This is a genomic window from Streptomyces daliensis, from assembly GCF_054782395.1.
This window is the reverse complement of record NZ_BAAGSO010000100.1, coordinates 1-16,494: the sequence shown is the minus strand read 5'-3', so window position 1 is coordinate 16,494 and position 16,494 is coordinate 1. Positions and strand designations below refer to the sequence as shown.

The 16,494-nt window shown below is 73.3% G+C and carries 15 protein-coding genes; 8 read left to right on the top strand and 7 right to left on the bottom strand.

The window, feature by feature from the left end; all coding sequences use genetic code 11:
* Positions 1-88 precede the first annotated feature (88 nt).
* The 4 genes from ACYVOO_RS26895 (at position 89) to ACYVOO_RS26880 (ending at position 3,874) form a co-directional block, all read left to right on the top strand.
* Positions 89-841 carry an IclR family transcriptional regulator gene (locus tag ACYVOO_RS26895; protein WP_461018291.1) on the top strand — a complete coding sequence of 251 codons (753 nt, stop codon included), beginning with the start codon at positions 89-91 and terminating at the stop codon, positions 839-841.
* 21 nt (positions 842-862) lie between these two features.
* Positions 863-1,837 (top strand): cyclase family protein, encoded by a 975-nt coding sequence (locus ACYVOO_RS26890; protein ID WP_461018290.1) that lies wholly within the window; start codon positions 863-865, stop codon positions 1,835-1,837.
* 289 nt (positions 1,838-2,126) lie between these two features.
* A complete protein-coding gene (locus tag ACYVOO_RS26885; RefSeq protein WP_461018289.1) occupies positions 2,127-3,143 on the top strand; it encodes a lytic polysaccharide monooxygenase auxiliary activity family 9 protein in 1,017 nt (338 codons plus the stop codon).
* A gap of 95 nt (positions 3,144-3,238) precedes the next feature.
* Positions 3,239-3,874, top strand: a complete 636-nt coding sequence (locus ACYVOO_RS26880; protein WP_461018288.1) for a pyridoxamine 5'-phosphate oxidase family protein — start codon at positions 3,239-3,241, stop codon at positions 3,872-3,874.
* Between the two features lie 40 nt (positions 3,875-3,914).
* Here ACYVOO_RS26880 and ACYVOO_RS26875 read toward each other — a convergent pair whose 3' ends face one another.
* Entirely contained in the window at positions 3,915-4,844 is a 930-nt protein-coding gene (locus tag ACYVOO_RS26875; RefSeq protein ID WP_461018382.1) for an esterase/lipase family protein, read from the bottom strand.
* Positions 4,845-5,175: 331 nt separating this feature from the next.
* Between ACYVOO_RS26875 and ACYVOO_RS26870 the strand changes: the two genes are divergently transcribed.
* Positions 5,176-6,192, top strand: coding sequence for an erythromycin esterase family protein (locus ACYVOO_RS26870; protein ID WP_461018287.1), 1,017 nt, complete (start codon positions 5,176-5,178; stop codon positions 6,190-6,192).
* A gap of 26 nt (positions 6,193-6,218) precedes the next feature.
* On the opposite strand, the gene ACYVOO_RS26865 is transcribed toward ACYVOO_RS26870, so the two are convergent.
* The gene (locus tag ACYVOO_RS26865; RefSeq protein WP_461018286.1) at positions 6,219-7,256 is read right to left on the bottom strand and encodes a DNA polymerase Y family protein; all 1,038 of its coding nucleotides are present in this window, start codon (positions 7,254-7,256) and stop codon (positions 6,219-6,221) included.
* Positions 7,253-10,930, bottom strand: a complete 3,678-nt coding sequence (locus ACYVOO_RS26860; protein ID WP_461018285.1) for a DNA polymerase III subunit alpha — start codon at positions 10,928-10,930, stop codon at positions 7,253-7,255. The genes ACYVOO_RS26865 and ACYVOO_RS26860 overlap by 4 nt, the downstream gene beginning before the upstream one ends.
* Positions 10,931-11,170: 240 nt before the next feature.
* On the opposite strand from ACYVOO_RS26860, the gene ACYVOO_RS26855 reads away from it, so the two are divergent.
* Positions 11,171-11,950: an HAD family hydrolase gene (locus ACYVOO_RS26855; RefSeq protein WP_461018284.1), complete on the top strand. Its 780-nt coding sequence runs from the start codon at positions 11,171-11,173 to the stop codon at positions 11,948-11,950.
* 138 nt (positions 11,951-12,088) lie between these two features.
* Here the strand turns inward: ACYVOO_RS26855 and ACYVOO_RS26850 are convergent, their stop codons facing one another.
* Positions 12,089-12,868 (bottom strand): SDR family NAD(P)-dependent oxidoreductase, encoded by a 780-nt coding sequence (locus ACYVOO_RS26850; protein WP_461018283.1) that lies wholly within the window; start codon positions 12,866-12,868, stop codon positions 12,089-12,091.
* 140 nt (positions 12,869-13,008) lie between these two features.
* Here ACYVOO_RS26850 and ACYVOO_RS26845 point away from each other — a divergent pair, with 140 nt between their 5' ends.
* Together ACYVOO_RS26845 and ACYVOO_RS26840 are read left to right on the top strand one after the other, a co-directional pair.
* The gene (locus ACYVOO_RS26845) at positions 13,009-13,719 is read left to right on the top strand and encodes a TetR/AcrR family transcriptional regulator (protein ID WP_461018282.1); all 711 of its coding nucleotides are present in this window, start codon (positions 13,009-13,011) and stop codon (positions 13,717-13,719) included.
* 269 nt (positions 13,720-13,988) lie between these two features.
* A complete protein-coding gene (locus ACYVOO_RS26840; protein ID WP_461018281.1) occupies positions 13,989-15,014 on the top strand; it encodes an aspartate-semialdehyde dehydrogenase in 1,026 nt (341 codons plus the stop codon).
* A 613-nt stretch (positions 15,015-15,627) separates the two neighbouring features.
* On the opposite strand, the gene ACYVOO_RS26835 is transcribed toward ACYVOO_RS26840, so the two are convergent.
* From ACYVOO_RS26835 to ACYVOO_RS26825, 3 genes are read right to left on the bottom strand one after another with little or no spacing between them, the layout of a single operon-like run.
* Positions 15,628-15,891 (bottom strand): hypothetical protein, encoded by a 264-nt coding sequence (locus ACYVOO_RS26835; RefSeq protein ID WP_461018280.1) that lies wholly within the window; start codon positions 15,889-15,891, stop codon positions 15,628-15,630.
* On the bottom strand, positions 15,888-16,052 hold the full coding sequence (locus tag ACYVOO_RS26830) for a hypothetical protein (RefSeq protein ID WP_461018279.1): 165 nt from the start codon (positions 16,050-16,052) through the stop codon (positions 15,888-15,890). Before ACYVOO_RS26830 ends, ACYVOO_RS26835 begins: the two co-directional genes overlap by 4 nt.
* 26 nt (positions 16,053-16,078) lie before the next feature.
* A complete protein-coding gene (locus ACYVOO_RS26825; RefSeq protein ID WP_461018278.1) occupies positions 16,079-16,408 on the bottom strand; it encodes a hypothetical protein in 330 nt (109 codons plus the stop codon).
* Positions 16,409-16,494: the final 86 nt, after the last annotated feature.

Below are 16,494 nucleotides of genomic sequence, written 5' to 3'. Positions count from 1 at the left end.
AGCGCACGTACCGGTGGCGGTGGTCTGATAACTCTTATCGGACAACGGCACACCGAGTGCCGCGCCGACTGCCACAGGAGCCCCGTCGATGGCCACCACACCCGCCAGCCCCATGCGTTCGGTCGACCGGGCCCTGGACGTGCTGGGCGTCCTGGAGGACGCCCGGCTCCCGTTGCGGCTGAGCGAGGTCGCCCGCCGTGCGGACCTCCACGTGGCCACCGCCCAGCGCATCCTGAACGTCCTCGTCGACCGCGGATACGCGGCCAAGGAGGACACCGGCTACGTGGCGGGCCCCGCCGCCGTCGCCACCGCCCACGCGTTCCTGGTCAACAACCGGCTCACCCCTGTCGCCCTGCCCATCCTCCAGGAACTGGCCGCCACCACCGGCCTCACCCCGACCCTGTTCGTCCGCGTCGGATCCGCCCGGGTGCCGATCGCACGTGTGGAGGGCCGCAATCCGCTGCGCTACCAACTGCCCATCGGCGACAAGCTGCCCCTCCACCTGGGGGCCGGAAAGGCATTGCTGGCCTGGCTGCCCGAGGACGAACAGGGGGCCTGTGTCGCCGCCGCCGTGCCCTTCACCCGGGCCTCAGGACAGCAGATCACCGCCGAGGACCTGACCGCCGAACTGCGCGACGTCAAACAGAACGGATTCGCCCTCTCCCAGGACGAACGTGTCCTGGACGTCACCTCCGTCAGCGCCCCCGTCCTCAAGGACGGCCACCTGCTGGGCGCGCTCAGCGTCGTCGGGCCCAGCAGCGACCTGCCCGGGTCCGACCACGCCCGCGTCATCACCGAAGTCCGCCACGCGGCGGGGGCCGTCGCCGCCCGCTGCCCCTGAACCGAACCGAAGGCCGCACCCGTGCCACTCCTGCCGACCTACGACGAACTCCTCCACCGCACCGACGCGCCGCCCGGATCGAGCTGGCACCTGTTCACCGACGAGCCCGAACGCGGCATGGCCAACCTCGCCGGCCCCCGGCAGATCCTGCGCGCCGCGCAGTGCGTACGCACCGGCCGCGCCCTCAGCCTCGACTACGCCCTCGACGCCTTCGACCCGCCCATGTCCACGGCACGCGGCATCCCCCGGCACCGCATCACCGCCAAGCACGACCAGGCCCGCGACGACGTCCTGGACAACTTCCATCTCCAGGCGAGCACCCAGGTCGACGGGCTGCGCCACCGCCGGGCCTCCGGACACGGCTTCTACAACGGCGTCCCCGACGAGGAGATCGCCCCGCGCGGCCCGCGCCTGGGCGTCCAGATGTGGGCCGAGACGCCGCTGGCCGGACGGGGACTGCTCATCGACGTCGACGGCCTGCTGCGCGACCGCGGCACCCCGCTCGACCACGCCGCCGGCCCCGCCCTCACCCCGGACCTGCTCGACGCGGCACTCCACGCGCAGGGCTCCCGCGTCAAAGACGGCGACCTCGTCCTCGTCCACACCGGCTGGGCCCACTGGTACCTCACCGCCGACCCCGCCACCCGCGCCGAAACGCGGCAGTCGCGGCGCGCCACCGGTTTCGCCCAGTCCCGCGACTTCGCCGCCTGGTGCTGGAACCACCGCATCGCCCTGATGGCCACCGACACCTTCGCCGTGGAGGTCCTGCCCGTCCTGCCGGACAGCGACTTCCTGCACAGCGCGCCCGAGGACGCCGGGATGATGCACCAGGAGCTGATCGCCAAACTCGGCCTCCCCCTGGGTGAGCTGTGGAATCTCACAGCCCTGGCCGCCGACTGCCGGGCCACCGGCCGCTGGGACAGCCTCCTCACGGTCAAACCACTGCACCTCACCGGCGGAGTCGGCTCCCCCGCCAACGCCACGGCACTCCGGTAGAAGAGGGCGGAGCCGAACCGCTGGGCAGCGGGCGGTACGGGGCTTCCCCAGAGGGGTTCCTTAGAGGGCTTCCCGAGGGGCCTACCTCAGCCCAGCCTGAGCCCTCCCTTAAAGGGGGCATAAGGATCGCCCAGAACGCTCCGCAGCAGGCGAAACCGCTGCTGAGCGGGGCTAACGTGCTGATCGCCAGGCGGGGTCCGGGCCGTCCCCCACAGTCCCCGCACCCCCCCTGCGATCCCCCGCAACCCCCCACACCTCTGACGTGTCCCACCGTGAGGAGACCTCCACGATGACCGTTCGCCGCAAGGCAGCAAGCGTTGCCGCCCTCGGTGTCGCGCCGCTCGCGCTGACCGCGCTGGCCGCGAGCCCCGCCGTCGCGCACGGGTCGATGTCGGACCCGGTCAGCCGGGTGTCCGCCTGTTTCGCCGAGGGGCCCGAGAGCCCGAAGTCGGCCGCCTGCAAGGCGGCCGTCGCGGCGAGCGGCACCCAGGCGTTCTACGACTGGAACGAGGTCAACATCCCGAACGCCGCTGGCAAGCACAAGGAGATCATCCCGGACGGGAAGCTGTGCAGCGCGGGCCGTGACAAGTACAAGGGCCTGGACCTGCCCCGCACGGACTGGCCCGCCTCGAAGATGACGAGCGGCAACCACACCTTCCAGTACAAGGCCACCGCGCCGCACAAGGGCACGTTCGAGCTGTACATCACCAAGGACGGCTACGACCCGGCCAAGCCGCTGAAGTGGTCGGACCTGGAGGCCGAGCCCTTCGCGAAGGTCACCAACCCCACGCTGACGAACGGGAGTTACGTCTTCGACGGCACCGTGCCGAAGAAGTCGGGGCACCACCTGATCTACAGCGTCTGGCAGCGCTCGGACAGCCCGGAGGCGTTCTACACCTGCTCGGACGTCACCTTCGGCGGCTCCAGCGGCTCCGGCGCCACCACCTCGGGCGAGGGCGAGAACGAGAGCGAGAGCGAGAGCGAGGCCGCCGCGCCGAGCGACGAGCAGATCACCGCCGAGGCCGACAAGTCGACCGTGGACCACAGCGGCCACGGCGCCGACCACAAGGGCCACAACGGCACCGAGTACACGGCCGACGACGCCTCGGACACCGGGGGCAGCGGCACGGAGGAGAACACGCCCGCGCCCAACGGCGGCGCCGAGAAGACCAACCTCGCCGAGACCGGCGGCGACGACAACACCGCCACCATCGCCATCGGCGGTGCCGCGGCCCTCGCGATCGGCGCGGGCGCGCTCTTCGCCGGTGCCCGCCGCCGCGCCCTCGGCGGCCGTCACCGCGGCTGATCCGTCACCACGATCACCGCGGCCGAGCCGTACGAGCCGGGTCCGCGCCCTCCACCACCCGCCCCCGGGCGCGGACCCGGATTTACGATCAGCTCATGACAACAGAAAAAGAAACGGTGGAGGTCACGTCCGAGTCCGAACTCCGCGAACTCGTCGGCGAGCCCGCACCGTACGCGGCGGACAAGGCCCGTACCGCACTGCACGCGCTCGACCGCGCCTGGCTGGCCCACTCGCCGCTGTGCCTGATCGCGACCTCGGGGCCCGACGGCTCCTGCGACGTCTCCCCGAAGGGCGACCCGCCCGGCTTCGTACGGGTCCTCGACGACCGTACGCTCGCGATCCCGGACCGTCCGGGCAACAAGCGCGTCGACGGCTTCCGCAACATCCTCGCCAACCCGCGGGTGGGCCTGATCTTCCTCCTGCCGGGCCGGGGCGACACCCTCCGCGTCAACGGGCGGGCGCGCATCGTGCGCGAGGCGCCCTTCTTCGACGAGATGACCGTCAAGCGCAACAGGCCCAAGCTGGCGCTCGTCGTGGACATCGAGGAGATCTTCTTCCACTGCTCCAAGGCGTTCCTGCGCTCCAGCACCTGGAACCCGGAGAGCTGGCAGCCGGACGCGCTGCCGAGCCGCGCCCGGCTGTCCAAGGCGCTGGAGCGCCGGAACGATCCGCTGGAACTGCTGGAGCAGCACTACGGTCCCGCGTACGCGGAGACCCTCTACGACGGCTGACGGGACGAGGGCTTCCGGCGGGCCGGGCTCGCCGGGCGGGTCAGGCCGCGCACGTCGTCGGGGTGGCGTGGGCGGGGTCGAGGGCGTTGGCCGTCTCGTGGAACGCCATCCGGTCGAGCAGCCCGATCGCCAGGTGCTCGGAGATGTTGGCGGGGCACAGGTCCTGGAGCAGCACGTTGTTGACGTCGGGCCCGTCCAGGAACTGGGTCGTGTACGGGGTGACGACCTCGTCGTACTTGGTGGCGATGACGGTGTACTTCACGCCCGGCACGGTGTCGCCGCCCTCGTTGAGGCGCTTGAGGAAGTCCGAGCCCTCCTTCTGCTGCATCAGCGCCGGGCCGAAGTCCTCGACGGCGTCGCCGATGGCGGGGTACTGGTCGGCGAGCCGGGCGAGGCCGCTGAGGGTGGTGCCGTGGTTGCTGGGCGCGATGCCGACGAGGGCGTTGACCTTGTCGGCCCCGCCGAGGAACTTCAGATAGTGACGGGGCATCATCCCGCCCTGCGAGTGGCCGACCATGTCGACCTTCGCCGTGCCCGTGGCGGCCCGCACCTTCTCGACGAAGGAGGCGAGCTGTTCGGCCGACTTCTCGATGGGCCCGAGCCCGTACAGGAAGGGCACGCCCGCCTTCTGGCCGTAGTCGAGGGAGAAGACGCAGTATCCGCGCCGCGCCAGGTACGGGGCGAGGCCGAGCCAGTTGTCGACCTTGTTGCCTCCGGTGCCGTGCACCAGCACGACGGGGCGGGGGTGCGCGGTGGAGGGGTCGCAGGAGTAGTCGTTCCAGCCGCCGCTCGCGGCCGACGACTGCGGCATCGGCGGCTGCGACGACTGCGACGACTGCGACGACTGCTGCTGCGACGCCGGAGCAGTGGCCTCCTCCCCCGGAACGGAAGCGGCGGTCGCCGTGACCGGGAGTACGGTCACGGCGACCGCCGTGGCGATGACTGCCGCGGATCTGCGTATGCGCTTCATGCGTATGCGCTTCAGGGGCGGCTTCGACGTTTTCGACGACTTCGACAGCTTCACGGTTCGTCTCCTCGCGGCTCTGAGGATGGATGAACGCTATTGACTGTCCGTCAACGTACGGGCGGGTAACGGAGGTGACCAGCCGCGTACCGGTGAAGGTTCGGTGCGCATGACTCCGTCGCGTCCCTCTCTCGGCCTCTCCCCGTTCCCGGTCTCTCCCTTGACCTCAACCGTGGTTCATTTCCGAGCCTGTTCCCGGTGGCGCCCGGAACCGGCCGACGCCGCCGCCGCCGTCGCCGTCGCCGTCGCCGTCGCCGTCGCCAAGGAGAGAACCCTCATGACCGCAGCAGTGACCCGATGGATCGCGCGGCACGCGCGTCCCGTGCCCGTGGGCTCCCCCGACCCCCACGCCGCGCTCGACGACCCCTGGCCGGTGGACGCGAGAACGCGCGACGCCGTGGTCGTCGCGCTGGGCGCCTCCACCCGGCAGGCGCGCGAACTGTCCGCCGTGGCGCACCGGATCCTCCGGACGCTGGTCGAGGAGGCCGGGTTCCGCGCCCTCGCGCTGGAGGGGGACGACGCCGTACGGACCGGGCTCGCCGCGTACGTCGCCGCGGGCGACGGGGACCCGCGCGCGCTGCTGGCGCGGGCGCGGCCGTTCTGGCGGACCGAGGAGATCCTGGCGGCCGTCCGGTGGATACGCGCGTACAACGCACGCCACCCCGGCGACCCGGTCCGCTTCGTGTCCTCCCAGGAACCGCCGCCGCACGCGGCGCCCCTCGGGGCCCCCACGGGGCTCGCGGAGATCGAGCGGGCCATGGCCGGGGACACCGTCCGGTGGCACGAGCGCACCGGCGACAAGATCGTCTACTGGGGCGGCGGCGCCCACACCGCTGTCGGCGATCCGCGTACCGTCTCCCCGCCTTCCCCTCCCTCTCCTCCGCTGACGCACCGCAACCTGGGCGGTCATCTGCGGGAGCGCTTCGGCGACGGCTACGTCTCCGTCGGACTGCTCTTCCACCACGGCACGCATCCGCTGTCCGGGCACGGGCACGGACCCGTGTCCGTGCCCGCCCCGCCGCCGGAGTTCGCCGAAGCGGTCCTGGGCGGCGCGGGCGGCGACGCCTTCGCCCTGGACCTGCGCGCCCCGTGCCCCGAACCCGTACGGGCCTGGTTCGAAGCCCCGGCCATGACCCGGCTGGTGGGGCCCTTCTACGACCCGGAGGACGACGCGGCGCACCACCTGTCGGGAGGCTCGCTCGCCGGATGGTTCGACGCGCTCGTGCACGTGCGGGAGGTCACCCCCGTCGGCCTCCTCACCGACGCCCCGCACGACACACCGCACCCGGCCTGACCCCGGCCTGACCCCGCGCTCCCGGCCTACGCCGCGTCCAGCAGCCCCGCGGGGCGGACCGCGTCCGCGCCGAAGCGGGCGCGGGCGCGGTCGGCCGCCGCCTCCGCGCGGCGGGCCTTCTCCTCGCGGGGGTCGAAGGAGAGCTGCCGCGCCGCGAGTTCCGCCGCGGCCAGATTCTCGGCGCGCAGCACGACGGCCCGCACCCGGGCCCGCTGGAGCCCGAGCGCGTCGTGCAGCGCGTAGGCGGCCGACGTCAGCGCGAGCGTGTGCGCGGTCGGTTCGGCGAGCGCGCGGGTGCGGGTGGTGGTGGAGCGGTCGGCGTAGCGGACGGTGAGGGTCAGCGCGCGTGCCACCTGGCCGTCCGTACGCATTCGGAGCCCCAGCTCGTCCGCGAGCGTGAGCAGCGCGCGGCGACGCTGGTCCGGGTCCAGTTCGTCGCGCCCGAAGCGGTACTCGGCGCTCGCCGAGCGTGCCGGGGCGCTCGGGGTGACGGGGGTCGGGTCGATGCCGTGGGCCCGCTCGTGCACACGGCGGCCCGTCGTCGCGCCCAGGACCCGCTGGAGCGTGGCGGGCGACGCCTCGGCGATCCGGCCGACGCTGTCCAGGCCGTACGAGACCAGGGTGCGCGCGGTCGCAGGCCCTACGCCGTGCAGCGCGGCGGCGGGCCTGCGCGCGAGGAAGGCCCCGGCGTCCTCGGGGCGCACCACGTGGACGGTGCCGGCGGGCCCCGCCTGCGCGGCCATCCGCGCGAGGAGCGGGTTGGCTGCGACGCCGACGGTGCAGTCGGTGCCGTACAGCCCGGCGGCGCGGAGGCGCACGAGTTCGGCCAGCCCCACCGCGTCCCGCGCGAAGTAGCGCAGCGCTCCCCGTACGTCGGCGAGCGCGGCGTCGGGCGGCAGCGCCTGCACGACGGGGGTGAGGCGGGTGAGCAGGTCGAGGAGGCGGGGGTGGTCCGCCTCGGCGCAGCCGTCGAACCGCACGTACAGCACATGGGGTTCGGACGACGCGGGCTGCGCGGACGGCGCGTGCGGCGCGTGCGGCACATGGGTGGCGGTCCCGCTCATCCCGCGCTCCCGGGGCTGGAGTGCCAGAGCTTGCGCAGCGCCTTCGCCGAGTCGGCGGACTCGCCGGGGGGACGCAGGTCGGCCCAGGGGTGCATCTCGTAGCCGGGGGTGACCTGGACGGTCCGACGGGTCCCGCGCGACGGCTCCTCTCCTGAACCGGAGCCGGAGTCAGGACCGGAGCCGGAATCGGAACCGTCACCCTCTCCGGAGGGCACGCGCTGCGGCTCCGCGAGGCGCGCCGCGACCGCGTCGAGGCCGCCCGTGCGGCGCAGCTCGACCAGCTCCGCGAGGTCCCACGCACGGGAGCCGACCACGCTGAGGCTGCGCGGCCCGCGCCGCTGCACCACGCCCCGCACCAGCAGCAGCCAGGAGTGGAAGACGGTGTGCGCGCAGGCCGCGTGGCTGTCGTCGAAGAAGGCGCAGTCGACCAGTCCCGTGCCGTCGTCGAGCGTGGTGAAGATGACGCGGCGGCCTGACCGGATCGGCGGGGTCTGGGTGGCGGCCTTGGCGCCCGCGACGAGGACCGTCTCGCCGTGCTCCGCCTCGCGCAGCCCGCGTGCCGTGTACGCGTCCAGCTCCCGCAGGAACGCGGTGTGATCCCCCATCAGATGGCGGGAGGCGTCCATGCCGAGGACGCCGAGTTCGGCGCCGAGCCGCTCGTCGCGGTCGAGGTCGGGCAGCCCCGCTGGCTCCCCCTCGCGTGCCTCCGACGCGCCCTCGCCCAGCGCGAGTTGCCCCTCCCGCGCGCCCGCGCCGCGCTGGGCGCGGTGGAGTTCGGCGATGTGGAGGAGCAGATCGCGCCGGTTGCCGCCAGGCGCGAACGCGTCCAGCGCGCCGACCCTCGCCAGGTTCTCCGCGACGGGGCGGGGCGGCCGGGCGCGCTGCCAGAGGTCGCCGAGCGAGTCGTAGGGCTGGCCCGCCTCGATGCGCTCCGCGTCCGCCTCGGTGATGCCCTGGACCTCGGAGAGCGCCAGGCGGATGCCCCACACGCCGCGTCCCGCGCCACCACCGTCGCCCCCGACTCCGGAACCAGAACCGGAACCGGAACCCGGACCCGACGACCCCGAATCGGACTCCAGTTCGATCCGATAGGCGGCGCCCGAACGGTTCACGTCCAGCGGCAGCACCGGCACCCCGCGCCGCCGCGCGTCCGCGAGCAGCAGCCGCTTCGGGTACATCCCGGGGTCGTGCTGGAGCAGTCCGGCGTAGAAGGCGGCCGGGTGGTGGGCCTTCAGCCACGCGGACTGGTACGTCGGCACGGCGAAGGCGACCGCGTGCGCCTTGCAGAAGCCGTACGAGCCGAACGCCTCCACGATCTCCCAGGTGCGCGCGATGGTCTCGGGCGTGTGCCCGCGCCGCTCCGCCTCCCGCGCGAACCAGACCCGCAGCCGCCCCTGGCGCTCGCCGTCCGAGAGCGCGCGGCGCGCCTCGTCGGCCAGCGCGCGGTCGCAGCCGGTCATGACCGAGATGATCTCGATGATCTGCTCGTGGAAGACCACGACGCCGTAGGTGTCGCGCAGCGCGGGCTCCAGATCGCGGTGCGGATAGCGGACGGGTCTGCGCCCGTGTCTGGCCTCGATGAACGGCCGCACCATGTCGGCGGCGACCGGGCCTGGCCGGAAGAGGGAGATGTCCACGACCAGATCGTGGAAGCCGGAGGGCTGGAGCCGTCCGACCAGGTCGCGCTGGCCCGGCGACTCGATCTGGAAGCAGCCGAGCGTCTCGGCGGAGCGGATCAGCTCGTACGTGCGCGCGTCGCCGTCTGCCATCTCGTCCAGTTCGATCCGCTCGCCCGTGGCCCGCTCGGTCTCCCGTACCGCGTAGGCCATCGCGGACTGCATCCGCACCCCCAGCACGTCCAGCTTGAGCAGCCCCAGGTCCTCCACGTCCTCCTTGTCGAACTGCGACATGGCGAACCCCTCGCCGCTGGTCGGCACCACGGGCGTACGGGCGCGGAGCGAGGCGTCGGAGAGCAGCACCCCGCACGGGTGCATGGCGACCCCGCGCGGCAGCGCGTCCAGCCCCTCGACCAGGTCCCAGAAACGCTCGCCGTGCCCCACCCCGTGCCGCTCCTCCGCCGACTCGCGGACCCCGCGCAGCTCCGGCAGCTCGGCCAGCGCGGTGCGCGCGTCGCGGGCCCTGATGTGGGGGAACGCCTTGGCGAGCCGGTCGGTCTCGGCCGGGTCCATGCCGAGCGCGGCGCCCACGTCGCGGATGGCGTGCCGCACCCGGTAGGTCTCGGGCATGGCGACGGTGGCGACCCGCTCCTCGCCGAAGCGCGCGAAGATCGCGCGATAGACCTCCAGACGCCTGGCGGACTCCACGTCGATGTCGATGTCGGGCAGCGCGGCGCGACGGGGCGAGAGGAAGCGCTCCATGAGCAGCCCGTGCTCGACGGGGTCGGCGTGCGCGATCCCCAGCAGATGGTTGACGAGGGAACCGGCACCCGAGCCGCGCGCCGCGACCCGGACGCCCATGCCCCGCACGTCCTCGACGACCTGCGCGACGGTGAGGAAGTACGAGGAGAAGCCGAGGTGTTCGATGATCCGCAGCTCCTCCTCCAGGCGGCGCCAGCGGTCCTGGTCGCGCTCGTAGCGCCGGGTGACCATCCCGGCCGCGCAGCGCGAGCGCAGCACCCGAGCGGCGGTGCGCTGCCCGGCGCCCACCAGACGGGGCTCGGGGAAGTGGACGCGCCCGATGCCGATGTCGTCCTCCGGATCGACCCGGCACTCGGCGGCGGTCTCCTCGGTCAGCTTCAGCAGCCGGTGCGCGGTGCTCCGCCGGTAACCGGCCGCCTCGGCGATGCGCTCGGCGGCCTCCACCATCTCGCCGGGGCCCTTGAGCCAGCGCTCGCCGCCGTCGAGCCCGTTGCGCGGGTCGATGGGGACGAGCCGACGGGCCGCGTCCAGCACATCGGCGACGGGGCCCTGCCCGGGGTCGGCGTAGCGTACGGAGTTCGTCAGTACGGGCTTCACGCCCTGCTCGGCCGCCAGGCCCAGCGTCCGCGCGGCGTCGCGCAGCGGGCCCGCGGCACTGGCCTCCAGGCGCAGCGCGTCGCCGAAGACCTCGCGCCAGTCGCGGAGCAGGCGTGCGGCGCGGTCGGGGCGCCCGGCGGAGAGCGCGCGTCCGACGTCGGAACCGGCGCCGAGCAGCACGGTCAGCGCGTCACCCGCGCCGGGGGCGGGGAGGCCCTGGGCGCCGCTGTCGCCGTGGACCGATGCCATGGCGTCCCACTCCAGGCACGGCCGCTCCGCACCGGGGGCGCCCCCATGAGCCGCGCCCCCATGAACGGCACCCGCGTGCGCCGCGCTGACCATCCGGCACAGCCGGTCCCAGCCATGGGCGCCGTCCCTGGCGAGGAAGACGACACGCTGCGCCGACTCGTCGACAAAGGCACCGCCCCTGACCGGCGTCCGCCGACGCCGCACCGCACTCCTCTCCTCCGGCCGCTCCTGCCGCTCCCCCACGGCCAGCTCCACCCCGTAGACGGGCCGCACCCCCGCCCGCGCGCTCGCCTTGGCGAACCGCACCGCCCCGGCGAGGGTGTCCCGGTCGGTGAGCGCGACCGCCTCCATGCCGCGCTCGGCCGCCCGCTCGGCCAGCGTCTCGGGGTGCGAGGCGCCGTACCGCAGGGAGAAGCCCGAGGCCACGTGCAGATGCACAAACCCCGACATCCGCACGCACCTCCTGTCGCGTCCGCCCCCTTGTCCGCTGAATCCCCTCCACCATAAACCAGCCATCGAACTTTCGTTCGAACGTGACGTTTCCCCAGGTCAGCGCCGCACACCTCGCTGACCTGCGACGATGCGTGGCCGGAAACGGGCGCCGTGCCGCGCACCAGGGCCCGGAGCGGCCCCGCCCCCGCTCACCGGAAACCCCGCGCGAACGGGACGCCGTCGACTAGAACGGCACCCATGACCGACCACGACCACCTCAGCACCCCCGCCAGCACTCCCGGCCCCGGTCCCGCCCTGCCGGTACTCGGCCCCGAGGGGCCGATCCGCCGGGGCCCCGTCTCCCGCAGACCGGCGCCTCCCCTGCGCGCCGTGCTCTTCGACTTCTCCGGCACGCTCTTCCAGATCGCCCCCTACTCCGCGCGCATACGCGCCGCCGTGACGGCGCGGGAGCTGGACGACGCCACCATGGACGAGGTGCTGACGGGACTGGAGGCGGGCCTCTCGGACCCGGAGGTGGTCGCGGCGCAGCAGGGCCGCGACGTGTCGGCGAAGGCGCACCGGCACGCGTTCACCACGTGGTACGCGTCCGTCCCGCTCCTGGCGCCCGTCGCGGAGGAGCTGTACGAGCAGTTGCGGACCCCGCGCTACTGGCTGCCGTACGCGGACAGCGGCGCCGCCCTGTTCGGGCTGCGCCGCCGGGGCATAGCGGTGGGGGTGGTGAGCGATGTGGGCTGGGATCTGCGCCCGACCTTCGCCCACCACGGCCTCGACGGCTACATCGGCTCGTGGACGCACTCGTACGAGCACGACACCGAGAAGCCGGACCCCGCGCTCTTCCTCCACGCCTGCGAACAGCTCGGCGTCGAGCCCGCCGAGACGCTGATGGTGGGCGACCACCCGGCCAAGGACGGCGGCGCGGTGGGCGCGGGGCTGCGCGCGTACGTCCTGCCCAGCGGCGCGGCACCCGGCGCGCACCGCGGACTGGCCGCCGTGACCCGGCTGACGGACGCGGGCTGAGCCCTCGCCGGGCGGGCGCCGGACGGACGGGCGGGCGCCAGGCGGATGGGCGAACCGGCCGCACACGGGGGGCCGCCGCCACCTGCGCGCGTGACCGTCACAGGTGCGCGCCGCCGCCACGCGTGCGCGAAGCCGCCGTCACATGTGCGTGCCGCCGTCGATGCGCAGTTCCGTGCCGGTGATGAACGCGCCGTCGTCCGAGGCGAGCATCGCGATGGCTCCCGCGACGGTCTCCGGGCCCGCGAAGCCCCGGCCGATCGCCGGGGTGAGCTTGCCGAGCAGCCCGAAGTCGGTGTCCTCGGGCAGCCCTGGATCACGGGTCATGCCGCTGTCGATGGACCCCGGCGCGACGCACACCGCGCGCAGCCCCCGCTTGCTGTACTCCGAGGCGATGGCGTGGGTGAAGGACTGGATGCCGCCCTTCGTCGCCGCGTAGGCCGCCATGTAGGGGTGGGCGAAACTCGCCGACGTGGAGCTGAAGTTGACCACGACGCCCTTGCCCGTGGCGAGCAGCGCGGGCAGCGCCTCGCGGGTGACGAGGAAGGTGCCGGTGAGGTTCACCGCGACGATCCGGTTCCAGAATTCGAGGGTGGTGTGCTCGGTGTGCGAGGAGCGCAGGATCCCGGCGGCGTTGACCAGCACGTCGAGCCCGCCGAGCCCCGCCGTCGCGGTGCCGACCGCCTCCCGTACGGACGCCTCGTCCGCGATGTCCACGGTCACCGTGGTCAGCCGGGCGCCGGTGCCCGCCTCCGCCGCGAGTGCGGCCGTCTCTTCGAGGCCGGGCTCGGCGATGTCGGCGGCGACGACGGCGCCGCCCTCCTCCAGCAGGCGCAGCGCGGTGGCCCGGCCGATGCCGGAGCCGCCGCCCGTGACGAGGATCCGCCGCCCTCCGAAGCGCCCCTGTCCCGTCGTTCCCATGTCCGCCTCCGTCTGCCACCCTGTCGCCCTGCCGCGCTCTGCCCACGCGAGGACCCATACGGCTTCACCGTACGCCTACATGGCACAACGTGCCACAGTTGCACAACATGCACCCTTGCCGCCGACGTAGGCTTCCCCGTATGCCCACAGCTCCCCGCCCCACCCTCACCGAGCGGCGCAAGGCCGAGACCCAGATGGAGATCGCCCGTACCGCCGCCGCGCTCTTCTCCGAGCACGGCGCCGGATCCGTCACGGCCGAGGGGATCGCACGGGAGGCGGGAGTCTCGCTGCGCACCTTCTACCGCTACTTCCGCACCAAGGAAGAGGCCGTCGCGCCCCTGCTCACCGGAGGCGTACGGCAGTGGCTGGACGATCTCGCGGCGGCGCCGCCCGGGCTGCCCGTCGCTGAGGCGCTGGAGTCGGCCGTCCGCACGGCGCTCACCCCGGAGGGCGAGGAGGCGGCCGAGGCCCTCCGCTGGACGCGGGACCTGCTGCGGGCCATGCCCGACGAGCCCGCGCTGCGCTCGGTCTGGCACCGCGTCCACTCCGACTCGGAGGAGTCCCTGGTGCCCGTGCTCGGCACGCTGGTACGCGCGGACACCGATCCCCTGGAGGTCCGGCTGCTGGCCGCCGCGGTCAACACCGCCATGCGGGTCGCCGTGGAGACCTGGGCGGCGGACGCGGCGGACGCGACGGGCTCGGCGGGCTCGGCGGGCTCGGCGGGCTCGGCGGGCTCGGCGGACGAGGGGGAAGCCGGGGAGCGGGAGCAGGACAGGGGCAGGGGACCGGCCGAGACCGCGGTGAGCTGCGTACGGAAACTGACGGCCGGACTGCACACGCCCCGCGCCTGAACCGGCCCGAGAGAATCCCGAGAGAACCGAGCGATCCGAACAAGCCGGATGTGCGCCCGTGACGGACCCGCGACGGACCTGGTCAGCGGCCCCGCCGAGCCGGACGGGCGGAACGGCCCGGACATAACGCGAGGCGGGACCGTACACCATGGCCGGGCCGCTGTGACCGAAATCAAAGAATTGGCGGCCCCTACCTCGCGCAGGGCAGGGTAGGAGGCAGCCGGGACACAAGCGACAAGCGATACGAGCACAGACTCAGAAGGAGCCCCATGAAGATCGGGATCGTCGGAGCAACCGGCCAGGTCGGCACTGTGATGCGCGAGATTCTGGCCGAGCGCAAATTCCCGGTCGACGAGCTGCGGCTGTTCGCCTCCGCACGCTCCGCCGGGCGCACCCTCCCCTGGCAGGACGGCGAGGTCACCGTCGAGGACGCGGCCACGGCCGACTACTCCGGACTCGACATCGTCCTCTTCTCTGCGGGCGGTTCGACGTCGAAGGCCATCGCGGAGAAGGTCGCGGCCCAGGGCCCCGTCGTCATCGACAACTCCTCGGCCTGGCGCCTCGACCCCGACGTACCGCTCGTCGTGTCCGAGGTGAACCCGGACGCCGCCAAGCGCCGTCCCAAGGGCATCATCGCCAACCCGAACTGCACCACCATGGCCGCCATGCCCGTGCTGCGCCCGCTGCACGACGAGGCGGGGCTGACGTCCATCGTGGTCGCCACCTACCAGGCGGTCTCGGGCAGCGGCCTCGCCGGTGTCGCCGAGCTGAACGAGCAGGCGGGCAAGGCCGTCGAGTCGGACGCCTCGCGGCTGACCTTCGACGGCGACGCGGTGGACTTCCCCGCGCCCGACAAGTTCAAGCGGCCGATCGCGTTCAACGTGCTGCCGGTCGCCGGCTCCGTCGTGGCGGACGGCTCGGACGAGACGGACGAGGAGCAGAAGCTCCGCAACGAGAGCCGCAAGATCCTGGACATCCCCGCGCTGAAGGTCTCGGGCACCTGCGTCCGCGTGCCCGTCTTCACCGGCCACTCCCTCCAGGTCAACGCCCGCTTCGAGCGCCCCCTCTCCCCGGAGCGGGCCCGCGAGGTGCTGGGCGCGGCGCCGGGCGTCGAGCTGTCGGACATCCCGACGCCGCTCCAGGCCGCGGGCAAGGACGCCAGCTACGTCGGCCGCATCCGCGCCGACGAGACCGCCGAGAACGGCCTCGCGCTGTTCCTCTCCAACGACAACCTCCGCAAGGGCGCGGCGCTGAACGCCGTGCAGATCGCGGAGCTGGTCGCCGCGGAGAAGTAACCGGCTCCGCGGCTGTGCAGGGGCTCCGGCCCCGCACCGCCGCCACGAGACCGGAACCCGAGCCCGCCCCCTGGACCGCTGCCGACGGTTCCCCAGGGGGCGGGCGTCTTTATGGGGTCGCGGTGGCCAGTTGGAGTGCGCGTCCGCCGACGAGGGGTGCGGTGAGGATGACGGTGCGGCCCTCGTGGTGCAGGGCCTTGCCGATACGGGTATGACGGGCGTGCCACCAGTGCCGGGGGGGTGAGGAGGGTGGACAGGCAGTCGCGGGGTTCGCCGTCGACAGTGATGCGTTCGCCCTTCTCGCGCAGGCGGAGGGGGTGGCAGGCGTGGGCGGTGAGGAGGGTGGCGAGGTTGCCTTCCATGATCTCGATGACCTGCCCGGAGGGCATAGGGCGCGGGTAGCTGGTGAGGAACGCGGGCCCCTGCGGCAGCTCGTACATGAGGCGCACGGCCCTGTCCTGGATGCGGCGCATCACGAAGCGCGCCTGCTGGCCTTCCAGAACGGCGACGGGAAAACCGGCGGTGGTGGCCCAGCCGTAGGGGTCGTAGAAGACATCCTCGGGGTCAGCGGGGATGAGAACGGTGTGGTCACGCGACACGAGGCTGCTCCAGATCAGTTGCAGGTGGGGGTCACGGTGGGCGCGGAGTCGACGGACTCGGTGTCGGTGCGGCGTTTCCCTGCGCCGGTGAAGACGGTGATGGCGCGGGCCGCGGTCTCCCCGGTGACCTCCGCGCGGATCGCCGCCAGAGGGAGGTAGGCCCCGTGCCCAGGGCAGAGCCATACCGGTTCGTGCCAGGGGTAGCGGGCGGTGGCCAGGTAGCGCACGACGGGACCCACGTGGCCGCCGCCCTCCACCTCACACGCGCGGCCGGTCACCGTGCCGCCTCCGTGCTCGCGGCGCGGGCCTCGTCCTCGGCGGCGATCGTCTTCGCACAGGGATCGCAGACCTTCACGGGAACGATGCGCGTACGTGTCTGCGGGCTCGCGCCCCGCTCGTCACCGGAGTACAGCTCCAGGACCGTCTGCGTGCCGGGCACCCGACAGCACCGGAAACAGCGCACGCTCACCGCCCGGCCCCCCTCACACCGTCGCGGGGCCCGTGCTCGACCCGGATCACCGCGTCGAGGACGACGTACAGCAACCGTGCGTCCGTGAGCCCATGCTCAGCCCACCCCCGCACCCAGTGCGTGAAGGCCGACCGCGTACACCAGCCAGGCGGAACCGTCACATGCTGCGCGATGCCGAGCAGTTGCACCCACGAGGTCTCCGGCACCACCCACCCCCGCGTCGCACCAGGCGGCACCAACCACGTCAACCGGCGCCCGTACGGATCCCGGATCACAGCCCCCGACTCCCGCCCGAGCCGCACCAGCACCCGATCCCCCAGATACACGGGCACGTAGGGTCGGACCGGAGCGCCCTGTCTGTCTTGTCGGCAGGTGGGTTTCTCCGGTCCGCCCTCCGAACCGGACGTGCGAC

Bases quoted from the DNA above. Each gene is read 5' to 3' on its own strand.
- ACYVOO_RS26895 (WP_461018291.1), top strand. From the start codon at position 89: ATGGCCACCACACCCGCCAGCCCCATGCGTTCGGTCGACCGGGCCCTG.
- ACYVOO_RS26885 (WP_461018289.1), top strand. From the start codon at position 2,127: ATGACCGTTCGCCGCAAGGCAGCAAGCGTTGCCGCCCTCGGTGTCGCG.
- ACYVOO_RS26880 (WP_461018288.1), top strand. From the start codon at position 3,239: ATGACAACAGAAAAAGAAACGGTGGAGGTCACGTCCGAGTCCGAACTC.
- ACYVOO_RS26875 (WP_461018382.1), bottom strand. From the start codon at position 4,844: ATGAAGCGCATACGCAGATCCGCGGCAGTCATCGCCACGGCGGTCGCC.
- ACYVOO_RS26870 (WP_461018287.1), top strand. From the start codon at position 5,176: ATGACCGCAGCAGTGACCCGATGGATCGCGCGGCACGCGCGTCCCGTG.
- ACYVOO_RS26865 (WP_461018286.1), bottom strand. From the start codon at position 7,256: ATGAGCGGGACCGCCACCCATGTGCCGCACGCGCCGCACGCGCCGTCC.
- ACYVOO_RS26860 (WP_461018285.1), bottom strand. From the start codon at position 10,930: ATGTCGGGGTTTGTGCATCTGCACGTGGCCTCGGGCTTCTCCCTGCGG.
- ACYVOO_RS26855 (WP_461018284.1), top strand. From the start codon at position 11,171: ATGACCGACCACGACCACCTCAGCACCCCCGCCAGCACTCCCGGCCCC.
- ACYVOO_RS26850 (WP_461018283.1), bottom strand. From the start codon at position 12,868: ATGGGAACGACGGGACAGGGGCGCTTCGGAGGGCGGCGGATCCTCGTC.
- ACYVOO_RS26845 (WP_461018282.1), top strand. From the start codon at position 13,009: ATGCCCACAGCTCCCCGCCCCACCCTCACCGAGCGGCGCAAGGCCGAG.
- ACYVOO_RS26840 (WP_461018281.1), top strand. From the start codon at position 13,989: ATGAAGATCGGGATCGTCGGAGCAACCGGCCAGGTCGGCACTGTGATG.